General features: G+C 33.1%; 17 protein-coding genes. 8 read left to right on the top strand and 9 right to left on the bottom strand.

Annotation, left to right across the window (positions count from 1 at the left end; translation table 11 throughout):
- Positions 1 to 98: 98 nt before the first annotated feature.
- The 4 genes from C8D80_RS12010 (at position 99) to C8D80_RS11995 (ending at position 3,655) form a co-directional block, all read left to right on the top strand.
- On the top strand, positions 99 to 557 hold the full coding sequence (locus C8D80_RS12010; protein ID WP_133610735.1) for a hypothetical protein: 459 nt from the start codon (positions 99 to 101) through the stop codon (positions 555 to 557).
- Positions 544 to 1,338 (top strand): sensor histidine kinase, encoded by a 795-nt coding sequence (locus tag C8D80_RS12005; RefSeq protein WP_133610733.1) that lies wholly within the window; start codon positions 544 to 546, stop codon positions 1,336 to 1,338. The genes C8D80_RS12010 and C8D80_RS12005 overlap by 14 nt, the downstream gene beginning before the upstream one ends.
- Positions 1,338 to 2,024 carry a response regulator transcription factor gene (locus C8D80_RS12000; RefSeq protein WP_133610731.1) on the top strand — a complete coding sequence of 229 codons (687 nt, stop codon included), beginning with the start codon at positions 1,338 to 1,340 and terminating at the stop codon, positions 2,022 to 2,024. The genes C8D80_RS12005 and C8D80_RS12000 overlap by 1 nt, the downstream gene beginning before the upstream one ends.
- Before the next feature lie 353 nt (positions 2,025 to 2,377).
- On the top strand, positions 2,378 to 3,655 hold the full coding sequence (locus C8D80_RS11995) for an asparagine synthetase B (RefSeq protein ID WP_133610729.1): 1,278 nt from the start codon (positions 2,378 to 2,380) through the stop codon (positions 3,653 to 3,655).
- Between the two features lie 248 nt (positions 3,656 to 3,903).
- On the opposite strand, the gene C8D80_RS11990 is transcribed toward C8D80_RS11995, so the two are convergent.
- The gene (locus C8D80_RS11990) at positions 3,904 to 4,365 is read right to left on the bottom strand and encodes a hypothetical protein (protein WP_133610727.1); all 462 of its coding nucleotides are present in this window, start codon (positions 4,363 to 4,365) and stop codon (positions 3,904 to 3,906) included.
- Between the two features lie 85 nt (positions 4,366 to 4,450).
- On the bottom strand, positions 4,451 to 7,069 hold the full coding sequence (cphA, locus tag C8D80_RS11985) for a cyanophycin synthetase (RefSeq protein WP_133610725.1): 2,619 nt from the start codon (positions 7,067 to 7,069) through the stop codon (positions 4,451 to 4,453).
- 236 nt (positions 7,070 to 7,305) lie between these two features.
- Here cphA and C8D80_RS11980 point away from each other — a divergent pair, with 236 nt between their 5' ends.
- Both C8D80_RS11980 and C8D80_RS11975 read left to right on the top strand, forming a co-directional pair.
- Entirely contained in the window at positions 7,306 to 8,178 is an 873-nt protein-coding gene (locus tag C8D80_RS11980; protein WP_133610723.1) for a cyanophycinase, read from the top strand.
- A gap of 87 nt (positions 8,179 to 8,265) precedes the next feature.
- Positions 8,266 to 9,111 carry an isoaspartyl peptidase/L-asparaginase gene (locus tag C8D80_RS11975; RefSeq protein WP_133610721.1) on the top strand — a complete coding sequence of 282 codons (846 nt, stop codon included), beginning with the start codon at positions 8,266 to 8,268 and terminating at the stop codon, positions 9,109 to 9,111.
- 78 nt (positions 9,112 to 9,189) lie between these two features.
- Here the strand turns inward: C8D80_RS11975 and rlmF are convergent, their stop codons facing one another.
- Complete coding sequence (rlmF, locus tag C8D80_RS11970) at positions 9,190 to 10,107, bottom strand: 23S rRNA (adenine(1618)-N(6))-methyltransferase RlmF (RefSeq protein WP_133610719.1); 918 nt, start codon at positions 10,105 to 10,107, stop codon at positions 9,190 to 9,192.
- 143 nt (positions 10,108 to 10,250) lie between these two features.
- On the opposite strand from rlmF, the gene C8D80_RS11965 reads away from it, so the two are divergent.
- Positions 10,251 to 10,874 (top strand): hypothetical protein, encoded by a 624-nt coding sequence (locus tag C8D80_RS11965; protein WP_133610717.1) that lies wholly within the window; start codon positions 10,251 to 10,253, stop codon positions 10,872 to 10,874.
- Positions 10,875 to 10,979: 105 nt separating this feature from the next.
- The gene (locus C8D80_RS11960; protein WP_133610715.1) at positions 10,980 to 11,432 is read left to right on the top strand and encodes a hypothetical protein; all 453 of its coding nucleotides are present in this window, start codon (positions 10,980 to 10,982) and stop codon (positions 11,430 to 11,432) included.
- 52 nt (positions 11,433 to 11,484) lie between these two features.
- On the opposite strand, the gene C8D80_RS11955 is transcribed toward C8D80_RS11960, so the two are convergent.
- The 6 genes from C8D80_RS11955 to C8D80_RS12815 all read right to left on the bottom strand — a co-directional run.
- Positions 11,485 to 11,913, bottom strand: coding sequence for a hypothetical protein (locus C8D80_RS11955; protein WP_133610713.1), 429 nt, complete (start codon positions 11,911 to 11,913; stop codon positions 11,485 to 11,487).
- A gap of 138 nt (positions 11,914 to 12,051) precedes the next feature.
- Positions 12,052 to 12,396, bottom strand: coding sequence for a 50S ribosomal protein L20 (gene rplT, locus C8D80_RS11950; protein ID WP_133610711.1), 345 nt, complete (start codon positions 12,394 to 12,396; stop codon positions 12,052 to 12,054).
- Between the two features lie 126 nt (positions 12,397 to 12,522).
- Positions 12,523 to 12,720 (bottom strand): 50S ribosomal protein L35, encoded by a 198-nt coding sequence (rpmI, locus tag C8D80_RS11945; protein ID WP_133610709.1) that lies wholly within the window; start codon positions 12,718 to 12,720, stop codon positions 12,523 to 12,525.
- A gap of 64 nt (positions 12,721 to 12,784) precedes the next feature.
- Positions 12,785 to 13,336, bottom strand: coding sequence for a translation initiation factor IF-3 (gene infC, locus C8D80_RS11940; RefSeq protein WP_199757207.1), 552 nt, complete (start codon positions 13,334 to 13,336; stop codon positions 12,785 to 12,787).
- Between the two features lie 28 nt (positions 13,337 to 13,364).
- On the bottom strand, positions 13,365 to 15,305 hold the full coding sequence (thrS, locus tag C8D80_RS11935) for a threonine--tRNA ligase (protein ID WP_133610705.1): 1,941 nt from the start codon (positions 15,303 to 15,305) through the stop codon (positions 13,365 to 13,367).
- A 692-nt stretch (positions 15,306 to 15,997) separates the two neighbouring features.
- On the bottom strand, positions 15,998 to 16,319 hold a 322-nt coding region (locus C8D80_RS12815), incomplete at its 5' end, for a hypothetical protein (RefSeq protein ID WP_211341872.1).

Genomic DNA, 16,319 nt, shown 5'->3' with positions numbered 1-16,319 from the left:
AAGTCTATAGGATTTTTACAATATATATAATTGGTGTTCTAGTAATTGATTTTATTAGTTCAAAATTGTACAGATGGTTTAGAATTTATAATGTTTTTATGCATCATTTTTATGAATTGTTTCAATTTGTAATTTTGAGTTATTTCTTTTCCTTATTATTAAAAACAAGAGCACAATTATTTACGGTTTATGTAGGATTAATTGTACTTCCATTATTTTTATTATCGAGATATCTTATTAATCCAAGTTTGTTTTTTGAATATAATCTTTTTGAAACATATTTAACTACAATGCCTTTGATTATTTATTCAAGTATGCATCTATATAATAATCTTGGAGAAAAATCTGATTTTTATTATAGTAATTTAGGCTTGTTATTTTATTTATTTACAAGTACTTTTATTTTCTTATTCTATAGATTACTTGTTGTTTTTGAAATTGAGGATTATATAAATGATTTGATGATTAATATAAACATTACACTTCAATACATAAAATTTGCATTTTTCTTTTATCAATGGAAATTAATTTATTTTAACAAAGATGAACGCAATTAATTTAGAAAATAACGAAATAATCCAAGTGGTATTTTTTATATTGCTTGCTTTCATATCCATGTTTTTGGTACTGATTATGTTTTTCTATTTTTCAAGAAAGAAAATCGTTCAAATAGAAGTCGATAAGAAGAACTTAGAAATTGAACACCAAAAAGAGTTGTTGAATTCGGTTTTAATAACCCAAGAAGAAGAACGCAAACGCATTGCTCAAGATTTGCATGATGATATTAGTTCGAAACTTAATGTAGTTTCACTGAATAGTCATTTATTAAAAACTCCAAATCTAAACGAAACCGAGCAACTAGAAATCACCAACAATATCATTGAGTTAACTCAAAAAGCATTAGAGAATTCCCGACGCATTGCACACGATTTATTACCACCAGTTTTAGAAAAGTTTGGGCTTCATGCCGGAATTGAAGAACTTGTAGAAGAGTTTAATAGTACCAAAACTGTTAAAGTTTTGTATGAAAACAGTATTGATTTTGAAAGCTATCCTATTGAAAAACATTTACATATATTTCGTATCCTTCAAGAATTGTTAAATAATTCGCTTCGACACGGAAAAGCCACAGAAGTTTCAATACAATTTACTACTTTCGAAGGCAGAAAAACCTGTACTTATATCGATAACGGATTAGGTTTTGATAGTTCGAGAGAGGAAAATCAAAAAGGTTTGGGAATGATGAATATAGAAAGTAGAATTAACTTTTTAGGAGGCAATTTTAGTTTTACTTCAAAACCAAATGAAGGTGTAAAAATGGTATTTAATTTCAATTAATGGAACAAAAGATTAAAATAATATTAGCTGATGATGAAGAATTATTCCGAAAAGGAATCTATTTCTTACTTCAACGCGAACCTAATATTGAAATTATTTTCGAAGCTTCAAACGGAAGTGAATTAGTGGAACATTTAAAAACTTCTACAGAACTTCCCGATATTATAATGATGGATTTAAAAATGCCATTATTAAACGGAGTGGAAGCAACTAAATTAATTCACAAAGATTTCCCAGCTATTAGAATCATAGCTTTAACAAGTTACAATACTAAATCGTTTATCGCAAATATGATTAATGTGGGAGCGGCATCTTATTTAGTAAAAAATGCGTCTCCCGTTGATATGATTAAAACCGTTAACGAAGTAGCTCAAAAAGGATTTTATTACAACGAAATTGTGATGGAAGTAATTCATCAAAACATGATTTCAAATACAACTTCAAGAACTGTTTTAGATGAAGATTTTTTAACAGAAAGAGAAAAAGAAGTATTAGAATTAATCTGTAAGCAATACAGTTCGGCAGAAATTGGAGAAATGTTAAGTTTGAGTACGAGAACCGTAGATGGTCATAGGAACAATTTGTTACTAAAAACAAACTCAAAAAATATGGCAGGATTAGTCATATTTGCCATACAAAATAAAATCATAAATTTGGAAGACTCTAATAATGATATTGAGTCTTAAATCGTTTAATAAATTAGCGGAAATTAATAATTTCTACAGAACTGAAAAACTAAAATAAAATATACTAGGATAGTTACTACAAGTACAATATATCCGATTCTTTTTAACAATTTCATTTCTTTCGAGTTTATTAACGATAAATTACTACTGTTTGTGTTCATCTTTTTTATTATTTTGATATAAGTCAAAACTAAAGCAAAAAATATTCCTGTGTAAGAGTAAAAATACCTGATTTTCAAACCAGGTATTTTTACGGGGGTAACCAGGTATTTTTACGGGGGTGCGACTTTAACATTTCAATAAATGATTTTTGTTAGAAATGTTATAAATTAGTCCAATTATAATAGCAAACCATGAAATCTAAAGCGATTAGCTTATATATTATATTCTTTTTTCTTTGCTCTTTTTCAAGTAGAGCGTCCTTTGTATTATTACCAATGGAAGCCGAAGGACAACAAAATCATTTAAAAGCATACGGAATTACCTATTGGGCTTTAGATAAAAGTTACAAAGTAAGTTGGTTATTAAATTACAGAGGCGGTTCTTTTCTACTGCCTGATGCTCCCGAAATCAGAAAAGAATGTCAAATTCGAGGCGTAACTTTTGAAGTATTATCTGATGCGGCAACTAATGCCATTTTGGAAGATATTAGTTCTCCATCTCAAAATATGGAAACGGTTGTATTAGAAAAAGCTCCTAAAATTGCGGTGTATACTCCAAAAGGCAAACAACCTTGGGACGATGCTGTAACCATGGTCTTAACGTATGCCGAAATTCCGTTTACCGAAGTTTATGATGAAGAAGTTTTGTCTGACCAACTATTGTTATACGATTGGTTGCATTTACATCACGAAGATTTTACAGGTCAATACGGAAAGTTTTTTGGAAATTACAGAAGTACGCCGTGGTACATCCAACAAAAAGCAGAAGCAGAAGCTTTGGCTAAAAAGTTAGGTTACAATAAAGTTTCGGAAGAGAAATTAGCGGTAGCTAAAAAAATCAGAGATTTTGTAATTGGTGGTGGATTCATGTTTGCGATGTGTTCGGCTACTGATAGCTTTGATATTGCGCTTTCCGCAGAAGGTGTTGATATTTGCGAACCTATGTTTGATGGAGATGATTCGGAAGCTAATTATCAAACTCGAATTGATTACACTAGTACTTTTGCTTTTAAAGATTATAAGTTAGAACGTAATCCAATGGTATATGAGTTTTCGGATATTGATACTACTGAAGAACACGGAAAAGGTGCTTTTTCTATGGATAAAGACTATTTTACTTTGATGGAATATTCGGCAAAATGGGATCCAATTCCTACAATGTTGTGTCAAAATCACACACAATTAGTAAAAGGTTTCATGGGGCAAACTACAGCCTTTGATGCAATTAAAGTTAAATCGAATGTATTAATCATGGGCGAATGTAAAATCAACGGTGAAGCACGTTACATTCACGGAACTAAAGGTAAAGGAATGTTCACGTTTTACGGAGGTCACGACCCAGAAGATTATCAACATAGAGTAGGCGATGCTCCCACAGTTTTAGATTTACATCCCAATTCGCCGGGTTATCGCTTGATTTTGAATAATGTGTTGTTTCCAGCGGCAAGGAAAAAGAAGTTGAAAACGTAATCTGTAATAGAAATTAATAATTCCTAAAGAATTAAATTTTAATAAAAAAGCTACTTTATAGTAGCTTTTTTGTTATTCGTATACAAAATATTGCATTTCGTACCAATATTTTTAAAACTATAGGATTAAGAATTAATTTTATATATCTAAAAATCAGCTAGTTGAAAAAGATGAAAATGTATAACTATAAAATAGTAATTTGGTTAGTATTGATTGTTCTGATACTAAACATCCTATGCATTATAAATTCATGATTTCAAAATATCTTTGATAATGATCAAATGATGTTTCGTGTGTAATATTAAGAATCTTTCCGTCTCTTTCTTATTTAAAATTCCAAAAAACGGATGTGGGAAATTCGCATTCTTATCCAAAGCTTTCCATCCAATCAAATTTTCTCTCACTTTTGTCACACTTACAGCTAGAGTATCACCATTAATTTCACCTTCAGGTCTAACAATTTTTGGAGCTTTTGCTTTTCCTCTCGGAATTTTTTTAGCAACTGTTAAAATTAAAAAGCGTTTAAAATTGAAATGCCATTGATAATCTGAAGGATTCGAATTTTTACAAGCTGTAACAATTTGGTCAATCGTTTTCAAACTATGTTCTATATGCCAACCTACACTTCCGCCAGAAACCGCAAGATTTGTAGTTTCAAATTGTGAAATTTTAGATTCTAACTGGCTAATTAAGTTTTGTAAGTTTTGCATGTTGTAGTTTTTATTGACATAAAAGTATAAAAAATCCCAAAGACCTTTGCGGAATTTGGGATTTATATTTAAGAATTAACTTTTACTAAGCTTCTTCGTTTTCTTTGTCTAAATAGTCTTGAACAACTTCAATAGCATTTGTAATAACATCACTTAAAGCGGTTATAAAACTTCCGTCTTCAGCACTACTAATAGCGTGTTTTAAAGCTTCAACTTCTTTTGTAATGATTTCATGTGTAACGGTTTTGCCACTTGCGGCAATTCCTTCCATAATAAGATTATTTATTTCTTCTTCTGTTCTTCCTCGCAAGTGTTTTTCTTGACGAATGATAATATGATCAAACATTCGAGCGGCAATAGTAGCACATTCTTTAATATCTTCGTCTCTTCGGTCGCCAACACCAGCAATAATTCCGATTTTTTTAGTAGCTTCTACAGAAGATAAATATTCTTCCACACCGCGATAACCAGCAGGATTGTGAGCAAAATCAATCAATACTTTGAATTTCTTGAACTCGAAAATATTCATTCTTCCTGGCGTTTGAGCTGCACTTGGAATAAATGTTTGTAATGATAAGCTAATGTCTTCAGTTTTGAATCCTTGTAAATATGCAGCTAAAGTAGCTGCTAAAACATTTGCAATCATGAATTTTGCTTTTCCACCTAACGTCAACGGAACATGAGTAGCTCTTTCTACTCTAATTTTCCATTCGCCTTTTTTGATGGTGATGAAACCGTTTTCATAAACCGCAACAATTTTGCCTTCTTTAGCTAATTGTTTTGCAACAGCCGAATTTTCATCCATACTAAAATAAGCAATATTGCAACTTAAATCTTTTGCAATTTTCATGCAATATTCGTCTTCAGCATTTAAAATAGCCCAGCCATCTTTCTTGATACTTTTAACTACAGTAGCTTTTACTCTTGCCAAATCGTCTAGAGTATCAATATCATTCAATCCTAGATGATCTTCTTGAATGTTAGTGATTATACCAATATCACAACGACTAAAACCTAAACCGGCTCTTAAAATTCCACCGCGAGCCGTTTCTAAAACAGCAAACTCCACCGTTGGGTCTTTCAAAATATATTCTGCCGAAATAGGTCCAGTGGTATCTCCTTTTTCCATCATGTGATTTTGCACATAAATTCCGTCAGAAGTAGTAAAACCAACTTTAAAACCGTTATTTTTTACAATATGAGCAATTAATCGGGTAGTAGTTGTTTTTCCATTGGTTCCAGTTACTGCAATAATTGGAATACGACTTGGTTTTCCTGGTGGATACAACATATCAATTACTGGTGCAGCCACGTTTCTTGGTAATCCTTCCGATGGTGCTAAGTGCATTCTAAATCCTGGTGCTGCATTTACTTCTAAAATGCAACCACCATTTATTTTTAATGGTTCGGTTAAGTTTTCAGCCATAATGTCTACACCGCAAACATCTAGTCCAATAACACGCGAAATTCGCTCACAAAGGAAAATATTTTCTGGGTGCATCATATCGGTTACATCGACTGAAGTTCCACCAGTACTCAAGTTTGCAGTTGATTTTAAATAAACCACTTCGTCTTTTCTAGGAACGGTTTCTAATGTATAGCCTAATTTTTCTAATAAATCGGTTGTATCTCTATCAACGTCTATTTGGGTAAGCACATTTTCATGTCCGTAACCACGTCTTGGATCTTTATTGGTTTCTTCAATTAATTGTTGAATCGTATGTGTTCCATCTCCTTTTACGTGAGCTGGTTCTCTTTTAGCAGCAGCTACCAATTTATTATCAATAATCAACACACGGAAATCAAAACCGGTAATGAATTTTTCTACGATAACTCTTCGGCTATAATTTTTCGCGTAAGCTAATCCGGCAACGGCATCTTCCCATTTTTTTACATTAATGGAAGCGCCTTTTCCGTGATTTCCATCTAAAGGTTTGATTACAATTGGGTAACCAATTTTCTTAATTACATTTTCTAAATCTTCTTCATCAACACAAATACCACCACTTGCCACAGGAATCGAAGCCAACTCTAACATTCGCTTAGTTTCTTCCTTATTACAAGCAATATCTACAGCAATGTTACTCGTTTTACAAGTAATAGTAGCCTGAAAACGCATTTGATTTACACCGTAACCTAATTGTACTAGTGAATTAGTTCCTAAACGAATCCAAGGAATATCTCTTGCAACGGCTTCTTCTACAATACTTCCAGTTGAAGGACCAAGGCGAACACGTTCCCTAATTTCACGCATTTTTTGAATATCCGCTTCCACATCATATTCAGTTCCTGCAATTAATGATTCAGCAATAGCAACTGCACTTTCAGCTGCAAATAAACCTACGTTTTCTTCGGTATAACTAAAAACCACATTGTAAACACCTGGTGTTTTAGTTTCTCTGGTTCTTCCAAAACCTGTTTCCATTCCGGCTAAGGTTTGGATTTCTAAGGCAATATGTTCAATTACATGTCCCATCCATGTGCCTCTTTCAACACGTGAAAAGAAACCACCTCTACAACCTTCAGAACAACGATGTTCAATCATAGTTGGGAACATGGCTTCAATTCGCTCTCTAAATCCTTCGATTTTATTGGTAGGAAATTGTTCCATTTCTTCCAAATCTAATCGCATTTGAATTAATTTTTTTCTTTGAACGCTCCAAATGTTCGGACCTCTAAGGGCTTGTATTTTTAATATTTTCATAAAAATTGAAAGTTGTATTTTAAATGGATAATGATTTTGTTAAAAATAGAAAAATAATATTATAGTGCGATACTTTTTGAATAAAATTATCAAATTTTAGCTTTTGTTGTACTTCGTTTTTGATTTGGTAAGAAATTACGGGTAATCTTTTAGTTTTCTTCAAAAATCAGTAAAAAGTTTCATTTCTTTATCTCAATTTGATTTGTGTAGTATTAAGAAATAGTTATTTTTACGGCATGGAAATACAAGGAAAATTAATAATCATTGGTGGTGCTGTAGATAAAGGAAGTTTTACAGAAACCAATTTGGATAAAGATGCTTCAAAGAATTTGAATTTTTTCGAAACAGGAATCTTAAAAAGAATCATTAAAGAATCAAAAAATAAAGAGGAATCTCGCATAGAAGTTATTACGACTGCTTCAAAAATTCCGAGAGAAATTGGCCCAGAATACGTAAAAGCCTTCAGTTATTTAGGCGCTCACAATGTAGATGTTTTGTACATTGAGAAAAGAGAACAAGCCAACGATCCTGAAATCCTAGAAAGGTTAAAAGCTGCTGATGTGGTAATGTTTACAGGTGGCGATCAATTGCGTTTGACTTCTATTTTAGGAGGAACGCCTTTTGACGACATGTTAATTGACAAATATAGAAATTCTGAATTCATATACGCAGGAACTTCTGCTGGAGCTGCTGCAGCTTCAAATAATATGATTTACCAAGGAAGTAGTTCGGAAGCTTTGCTGAAAGGTGAAGTAAAAATTACCTCTGGTTTAGGATTAATTGATGATGTAGTTATTGATACGCATTTTGTACAAAGAGGAAGAATCGGTCGTTTGTTTCAAGCGGTGGTAGGAAACCCAAAAGTATTAGGGATAGGCTTAGGAGAAGACACGGGATTATTAATTACTCATGGTCGCCAAATGGAAGCCATCGGTTCTGGATTAGTAATTTTAGTGGATGGGAGAGAAGTAAAAGACACCAATTTAACTCAGGTGGAATTAGGTCAGCCAATATCAATCAATCACTTGGTGACACACGTAATGAGTCAATACGATAAGTTCGATTTGAATACACACAAAATGAGTATTCATTCTTCGCAATATGTTTAAATTTTAAAATATTTTTGGAACACAGATTATGGAAATGATATTAATTTAAAAATTTCTTTAATCTGTGTTCCTTTTTAATTTACTATTATGTCAAAAATTATAATTCACGGCGGATTTTTCTCAGAATCATCAACCAATATAGAAACAAAAATAGCCAAACAACAAGCGCTTTTACGTATTGTGAAAGATTCGTATGCGTATTTGCAAAATCATTCGGCTTTAGAAACGGTGGTGTATGCGGTTTCGCAATTGGAAGACGATGAATTGTTCAATGCAGGAATTGGTTCCCAAATTCAATCCGATGGAAAAATCAGAATGAGTGCTTCTTTAATGGATGGCGAATCGCAGAAAATGAGCGGTGTTATCAATATCGAAGAAGTAAAAAACCCAATCCAAGTCGCACAAGTTTTAATGCAAGTTGATGACCGAATCTTAGGCGGAAGCGGTGCCACAAATTTTGCCAGAAAACACGGATTTGAACCATTTTCAACCGAAATTACACAAAGAAGAGCCGAATATGAAGCGAAATTAGCCTCATTAGGAACGGGAACCGTAGGTTGTGTAGCTTTAGACAATAACGGAAAAATAGCTGTTGCCACTTCAACCGGTGGAAAAGGATTTGAAATTCCAGGAAGAATATCAGATTCGGCAACCGTAGCTGGTAATTATGCCAACGAATTTTGTGGAGTTAGTTTAACAGGAGTAGGTGAGGACATCGTAAGTAACGCCACAGCAGCTAAAATTGTAACCCGCGTTACCGACGGATTTTCAATAGAAAAAGCATTCGAAAAAACCTTTGCTGAATTAAAACCATACGATGGTTTCGCAGGTGCCATCGGAATCGATAAACAAGGAAACATCTTTCATCAAGATTCGCATCCAAGTATGGTTTTTGCTAGTTTTGATGGAGAAAATGAGGAAGTTTTTGAATAGAAATATTTCTTTATCATATATAAACACAAAACCCGAAAGCAGTACTTTCGGGTTTTCTATTTCTTTACTCTTTCTTCTTTACTCTTTCTTCTCCTCCTTAAACGTCCAAAACAAAATTCTACTCACTTTGTTTCCGTGTTTCATTTCTGTAATTTGGTAGGTAGCTTTTACTTTTTTAAGATGCGAAAGCAAGGGTTTCAAGTTATCTTTTTTAGAAACTAAAGAAGAAAACCATTTGCACTGCAATTTAAAATGCACGCTTTCATAAATCATATTGCTGATGAACGTTAGTTCGCCACCTTCGCACCATAATTCGTTATTTACGCCACCAAAGTTTAAGGTTGGTTTTTTAGAATCTTCAATGCCTAAGTTTTTATTTTTTCGAATCGTGCCTTTATTTGCTTCTTCCTTTGAACTATGAAATGGCGGATTACAAATCGTCATATCAAATTTATCTTCTGGAAGAATGATGTTTTTAAAGATATTACGTTTGGATGTTTGTAATCGCAGCGTAACGTTTTCTTTTAATTTCTGATTGGAGTTGATATTTTCCTGAGCTGCTTCAAAAGCTTGTTTGTCAATTTCGCTACCCACAAAACGCCAATCATATTCAGATACACCAATAATTGGATAAATGCAATTCGCTCCAATACCAACATCTAAAATGCGAATTTTATGCTTGGTTTGAATCGTTCCGTACGTATCTTCTAGAATATCGGCAACTTGGTGAATATACTCTGCTCGTCCTGGAATAGGCGGACAAAGAAAACCTTTTGGAATATCCCAATTTTTCAAACCATAATAATGCAACAGCAACGCTTTATTCAACATTTTCACCGCATCAGGATTCGCAAAATCAATCGTTTCTGTTCCATATTCATTTATCGCAACAAATGGTGCCAAATCTGGATTGGATTGTATTAAAGTTTTAAAATCGTAATTGCCGTGGTGCTTGTTTTTTGGATGAAAGCCGGTGATGGTTTTGGTTGTATTCAAAGTATTATTTTTAAAGTGTAAAGGTATTGAATTTTGAGGGATAATATTTAGGAAGGTTATTAATGGCTAATAATTATTATTAAAAATTGTATATATTTGGTGTTATATACAAGTTAACAACCATATTTTCAAACAGCAAACAAATGAGCGAGATTGAAAAATCAATCACTGAAACGATTAAAACATCCAACTTATCGGAGTTGACAATTGATTATGCTGAAGTCTTCACGGATTCTGTTCTTAAAGATGGGATATTAAAAGATATACCAATTGTAAATTCAATTGTTGGAGTTGGTAAAATTGGTTTTGCAATAAATGATTATCTTTTTCTAAAAAAAATCCTTTCATTTCTTGTTAATATAAAAGACGTTCACCAATCGCAACGAGAAAAATTATTACTTAAGATTGAAAACTCAGAAAAGTATCAGAAAAATGTTGGCGAGGCTATTCTCTTAATAATCAATAAGATTGATGACTTAGAAAAACCAAAAATAATAGGAAAAATATTCAGTTTCTTTTTAAATGGAGAAATTGATTACGAAACATTCCTAAGACTTTCTCAATCAATAGAAAAAGTATTTTTACCAGATATTGATAAGTTAATTCAACTTAATTCAGGTCAAAAAGTTGATTATGAAATTCAAAATCAATTATTTAATTCAGGATTGTTATCACAAACACGAACAGGAGATTTGAGAATCGGTGGAGGAAATGAATATTATGTGAATCAATATGGAATTACACTAATAGAAATTTTAAAAAAATAAATACGGTTGTTAACAACGGATTACCTGCTAGCACGGAATGTAATTCCGTGCCCACAATTAAAAGGATACCAAATAAAAGACAGTATTTTATTATAAATAGCAAAAATGACATCAAATTTAATTCACTTAATAGGTGTTTCTTGGGGATTTATTATCTCCATGTTGTTCATTTGTTTAATTGTAATTCTAAATTTTTGGATTAAGTTTCAATCAAATAAAATTGATTCAAAGAGTAAATCTGTGAGAGATAATTTGATAAAAAATGGTGAAAAAGTAGTTGTAATGTATGATGAGCTTGAAATTAAAACTCGGTCTTGGAATCAAGAAATTGAAGTTGGTTCTGGAACAAATTCAAGAAATGAATATGTAGATGTAAACAATAATCACATTTATTTAAAAAAACTTCATCGTGGACATTGTTTTGAACAAGAAATAATAATAGATATGGATCCTCAGATTTTGAGAATGAAACTTGCTTTAAAAAATGAATTATATTTATATTTCAATCCTAATAATTCAGATGATTATTTTCTTGATATAGAATTTCTATTTGAATAAACTAGATGATACCAAATAAGAAACCCCGATGAAAATCGGGGTTTCTTATTTATTAATCAAGTATAAATGCTATATAAGGATTGCAATCCCTGCAAATTTTTACTTGGTCTCTTTTTTTAGAAAGGCTTAATTTGCATTCTCTCTTTTCCACATTCAAATAGGTTACCGATTCTCCTGGTTTTAATTTTAATTGTACCGCATTGTGTCTGTAAACAGTATTGTCATCTGGTCGGTTAATTCCTGCGAAGCCATTAAAATTCTTGCCTGAGTTGTTAGTGAATTCTACATCATAGAAACAAGTAGTTCCCATGTGTTTGTTTAATTTTACTCTAACCGTCATTTTGTAGCCATTGAACTCGCAATTTATTGGTGCGCCCCATTCTGAAACATTGTCAGCAATATTAATAGGAAATGATTGTGAAAATGAATGTTGTGTATTTGCCAAGATTAGAACAAATAGAATTTTGATAAATGTTTTCATAATTGTAAAAGTTAGTTTATCAAAATTAATTTATCTGTTTGTGTTTAAGAATAAGGCATCTGACGTATTTTTAAAAATAAAAAACCCCGATAAAATCGGGGTTTAATATATAAGTAAGATAAACTGAGTTAGACGTAATTATTTAATTTTGTTAACGATAGCTGTGAAAGCAGCTGGGTGATTCATAGCTAAATCAGCAAGAACTTTACGGTTCAATTCGATATTGTTAGCTTTTGCTTTCCCCATAAATTGAGAATAACTCATACCATGTAAACGTGCACCAGCATTGATACGCGTAATCCATAAAGCACGGAAATTTCTTTTGTTTTGTTTTCTATCACGGTAAGCATAGCACATTGCTTTTTCTACCGCGTTTTTAGCTACAGTCCAAACGTTTTTACGTCTTCCAAAGAAACCTTTGGCTTGTTTTAATACTCTTTTTTTTCTAGCTTTTGTAGCTACTGAATTTGTTGCTCTTGGCATAATTTTAAATGTTTTTTGCAGTAAGGCGGTTTCTCAACACTTATAAACTTCGTACTTTGTATTTTCATACTTCGTACTTTGTTCAGCCCACTCCAGGGTTACTAAATTGTTTTAACCAACAACTTATTAAATTAAATTTAATTGTTGTTTAATGCTTCTCTCGTCTGTTTTGTGAACCAAAGCAGAGTGAGTTAAAGCTAATTTACGCTTTTTAGATTTTTTAGTCAAAATGTGACTTTTAAAAGCGTGTTTTCTTTTGATCTTTCCAGAACCAGTAACTTTGAATCGTTTCTTAGCACTAGATTTCGTTTTCATTTTAGGCATTTTCTTCCTGTATTTATAATCTATCTTACTTATTATTTTTCAAAAGAGTTTGCTGGGCAATCTCTTATTTTCCTTTTTTCTTCGGAGCAATGTACATAATCATACGTTTTCCTTCTAAAACTGGCATAGCTTCTACTTTTCCAAACTCTTCCAATTCTTGAGCCAAACGTAATAACAAAATTTGTCCTTGCTCTTTGTAGATAATCGAACGTCCTTTAAAGAATACAAATGCTTTTAATTTAGCACCATCTTGTAAAAACTTAAGGGCATTCTTTTTCTTAAATTCATAATCATGCTCATCTGTTTGAGGTCCAAAACGAATCTCCTTTACAACGATTTGAGTTGACTTAGCTTTAAGTTCTTTATCTCTCTTCTTTTGTTGGTACAAAAATTTACCATAATCCATCAACTTACAAACCGGTGGTTCAGCATTTGGAGAAATCTCTACCAAATCAACTTCCTGCTCTTCAGCTAAGCGAAGGGCTTCCGCTATTTTGTAAACTCCAGGCTCAATATTTTCGCCTACTAAACGTACTTCAGGAACACGAATCAAATTGTTGATGCGGTGTGCTGCTTTTTTCTCTTCGCGAGGTTGAAAACCTCTGTTGTTTCTAATTGCTATGGCTTTAAGATTTTAGTTAAACTTAAAATTGTTTTAATGTTTTGTTTATTTCTTCGTTTATCATTGCAGCAAATTGCTCAATAGTAACCGATATATTTCCTTTTCCTTCTTGTCCGCGTTGTCTCACAGAAATCGTTCCGTTTTTCTCTTCTTCCTCGCCAACAATCAGCATAAACGGATATTTGTTCATCTCCGCTTCTCTAATTTTCTTCCCGATTGTTTCATTTCGGTTGTCAATTAGGGCGCGAATTTCGTGATTTTCTAGCAAATCTAAAACTTTTTTCGCATAATTTTCATATTTCTCACTCAAAGACAAGATTATAGCTTGTTCAGGCATCAACCAAATTGGGAAATTTCCTGCTGTGTGTTCCAATAAAATAGCAATAAAACGTTCCATCGAACCAAAAGGCGCTCGGTGAATCATAACAGGGCGATGTAACTTGTCATCCGCACCTTTATAAGACAATTCAAAACGCTCAGGTAAATTGTAATCTACCTGAATAGTTCCTAATTGCCAACTTCTGCCTAAGGCATCCTTTACCATGAAATCCAATTTCGGACCATAGAAAGCTGCTTCACCAGCTTCAATCACATAATTCAATCCTTTATCTTTCGCTGCACTGATAATTGCATTTTCTGCTTTTTCCCAGTTTTCAACGCTACCTATATATTTATCCGGATTATCTAAATCACGAACCGATACCTGAGCTGTAAAGTTTTCAAATCCTAACGAACCAAAAACGTACAATACCAAGTCGATTACATTTTTGAACTCAGCATCTAATTGGTCTGGTGTACAGAAAATATGCGCATCATCTTGAGTAAATCCTCTAACACGAGTCAATCCATGTAATTCACCCGATTGCTCATAACGATAAACCGTTCCAAATTCAGCATAACGCTTTGGTAAATCTTTGTACGACCAAGGTCTTGCATTGTAAATTTCACAGTGGTGTGGACAGTTCATTGGTTTTAACAAGAACTCTTCACCTTCAGCTGGTGTGTGAATCGGTTGAAAACTATCTGCACCATATTTAGCATAGTGTCCAGAAGTCACATACAAGTCTTTCATTCCAATATGAGGCGTAACTACTTGCTCGTAACCAGCTTTTTTCTGTGCTTTTTTCAAGAATTGCTCTAATCTATCGCGCAAAGCTGCTCCTTTTGGCAACCATAACGGTAAACCTTGACCTACTTTAGGAGAAAAATGGAATAAATCCAATTCTTTTCCTAATTTTCTATGGTCGCGACGTTTTGCTTCTTCTAATAATTCAAGGTAATCCGTTAAGTCTTTTTGTTTAGGGAACGAAATTCCGTAAACACGAGTTAACTGTTTGTTTTTCTCATCACCTCTCCAGTAAGCACCCGCAACCGATAAAATTTTCATCGCTTTGATAATTCCCGTATTCGGAATATGACCACCACGACACAAATCAAAGAAGTTCGAATGATCGCAAAAAGTAATCGTTCCGTCTTCTAAGTTCGAAATCAACTCTGTTTTATACTCATTATTTTTATAAACTTCCAATGCTTCCGCTTTTGAAACCGGACGCATTTTAAATTCATGTTTCTCTCTCGAAATTTCTAATACACGGTCTTCAATCTTTTTGAAGTCGGCATCTGTAATTCTTTTATCACCAAAATCCACATCGTAATAGAAACCATTGTCAATCGCAGGGCCAAGTGTTAATTTGATACCAGGAAACATTTCTTCCAATGTTTGCGCCATCACGTGCGAAGTCGAATGCCAAAAAGCTTTCTTACCCTCTTTGTCATTCCAAGTATATAATATAAGTGTACCGTCCGTCGTTAAGGTCGTCGTCGTTTCAATAGTGGTACCATTATAGGAAGCAGAAATTACATTTCTAGCCAAACCTTCACTAATGCTTTTCGCAACATCCATTGGAGTAACTCCTTGAGCCATCTCCTTAACCGACCCGTCGGGTAAAGTAACTTTTATCATTTTTTAAAATTTATAAGCTGCAAATATAAACCTTTAATAAAATCCATACAATATATATAAGGTATAATGTTAAAAAAGATTTGAAGCAGACGTTTGGCATTCCATAAAGACTCTCAGTCCCGCTGTCCGCTACAATCTTTTTCTTTTTTGTTGCCTGAGGTACTCGAAGGCAACAAAAAAGAAAAAGGATTTCCACTCCCATCGGGGCTAGCCAAGACGTTTTGCATTCCAGATAACTATTCCACTGGCTCGCAAAGCGAGCAATGATTTGCCTTTGAATTTGCCCTTGATTTTGAACTTGTCATTCCGCAGAATAGAAACGTCAGTTCAGCGAAGCTAAATCTCCTGCGCAGCAGGCTACCGCTTAACGTAGTTAAGCCCATAACATGCTAACTGCTTTTATGAACTTTCACCACACTATATATAAGTAGCAAACCACTTATATGGCTTATATGTTAAACAAACACTTAGAAGAAAGAGAGGTAAAGGGGAATATATCTTCCTTTTATGAACTTTTCACCATTATATATAAGTATCAAAATGCTTATATGACTTATATGTTTAACAATCCCCTTCGCGACCATTGCGCCACCATTGTGTTCCTTGCGACAAACCTCTAAAAAAAACTTTTAATATTAAATCCTTGTTATCAGAGAGTTAAGAAAAGTATCAAAAAAAAGAACAAAAAAAGATTATAAAAGGCTTGTGAGAACAAAAAAGATTCCTACTTTTGCACCCGCATTAGAGCAGAAGTTCACACACAAACTGAGAATTAAACAAATCAAAAAAACTTTAAAAAAAGTTGAAAAAAGATTTGGATAATAAAAAGTAAAGGTAGTATCTTTGCCGACCCGAAACGAAAGAATTGGGAAGTATAAGTTCTTAAAAATATTGGGTAAGTGGTCAGGAAAAAATAAACAAAAAATTTTTTCAAAAAAGCTTGCCAGATTAAAAAAGAGTTGTACTTTTGCACCCGCTAATCGAATGAGAGGCGGACAAAAAAAGAATGACACG

The sequence above is a fragment of the Flavobacterium cheniae genome, assembly GCF_004363695.1.
GTDB lineage: Bacteria > Bacteroidota > Bacteroidia > Flavobacteriales > Flavobacteriaceae > Flavobacterium > Flavobacterium cheniae.
The sequence above is the reverse complement of the archived record's forward strand: the minus strand, read 5'-3'. Positions and strand labels throughout refer to the sequence as shown.

What these genes read in the sequence shown, in the direction of transcription:
- C8D80_RS12010 (WP_133610735.1), top strand. Translation starts at nt 99, where the DNA reads ATGCATCATTTTTATGAATTGTTTCAATTTGTAATTTTGAGTTATTTC.
- C8D80_RS12005 (WP_133610733.1), top strand. Translation starts at nt 544, where the DNA reads ATGAACGCAATTAATTTAGAAAATAACGAAATAATCCAAGTGGTATTT.
- C8D80_RS12000 (WP_133610731.1), top strand. Translation starts at nt 1,338, where the DNA reads ATGGAACAAAAGATTAAAATAATATTAGCTGATGATGAAGAATTATTC.
- cphA (WP_133610725.1), bottom strand. Translation starts at nt 7,069, where the DNA reads ATGAAAATATTAAAAATACAAGCCCTTAGAGGTCCGAACATTTGGAGC.
- C8D80_RS11960 (WP_133610715.1), top strand. Translation starts at nt 10,980, where the DNA reads ATGACATCAAATTTAATTCACTTAATAGGTGTTTCTTGGGGATTTATT.
- C8D80_RS11990 (WP_133610727.1), bottom strand. Translation starts at nt 4,365, where the DNA reads ATGCAAAACTTACAAAACTTAATTAGCCAGTTAGAATCTAAAATTTCA.
- C8D80_RS11995 (WP_133610729.1), top strand. Translation starts at nt 2,378, where the DNA reads ATGAAATCTAAAGCGATTAGCTTATATATTATATTCTTTTTTCTTTGC.
- C8D80_RS11975 (WP_133610721.1), top strand. Translation starts at nt 8,266, where the DNA reads ATGTCAAAAATTATAATTCACGGCGGATTTTTCTCAGAATCATCAACC.
- rpmI (WP_133610709.1), bottom strand. Translation starts at nt 12,720, where the DNA reads ATGCCTAAAATGAAAACGAAATCTAGTGCTAAGAAACGATTCAAAGTT.
- C8D80_RS11980 (WP_133610723.1), top strand. Translation starts at nt 7,306, where the DNA reads ATGGAAATACAAGGAAAATTAATAATCATTGGTGGTGCTGTAGATAAA.
- rplT (WP_133610711.1), bottom strand. Translation starts at nt 12,396, where the DNA reads ATGCCAAGAGCAACAAATTCAGTAGCTACAAAAGCTAGAAAAAAAAGA.
- thrS (WP_133610705.1), bottom strand. Translation starts at nt 15,305, where the DNA reads ATGATAAAAGTTACTTTACCCGACGGGTCGGTTAAGGAGATGGCTCAA.
- C8D80_RS11955 (WP_133610713.1), bottom strand. Translation starts at nt 11,913, where the DNA reads ATGAAAACATTTATCAAAATTCTATTTGTTCTAATCTTGGCAAATACA.
- C8D80_RS11965 (WP_133610717.1), top strand. Translation starts at nt 10,251, where the DNA reads ATGAGCGAGATTGAAAAATCAATCACTGAAACGATTAAAACATCCAAC.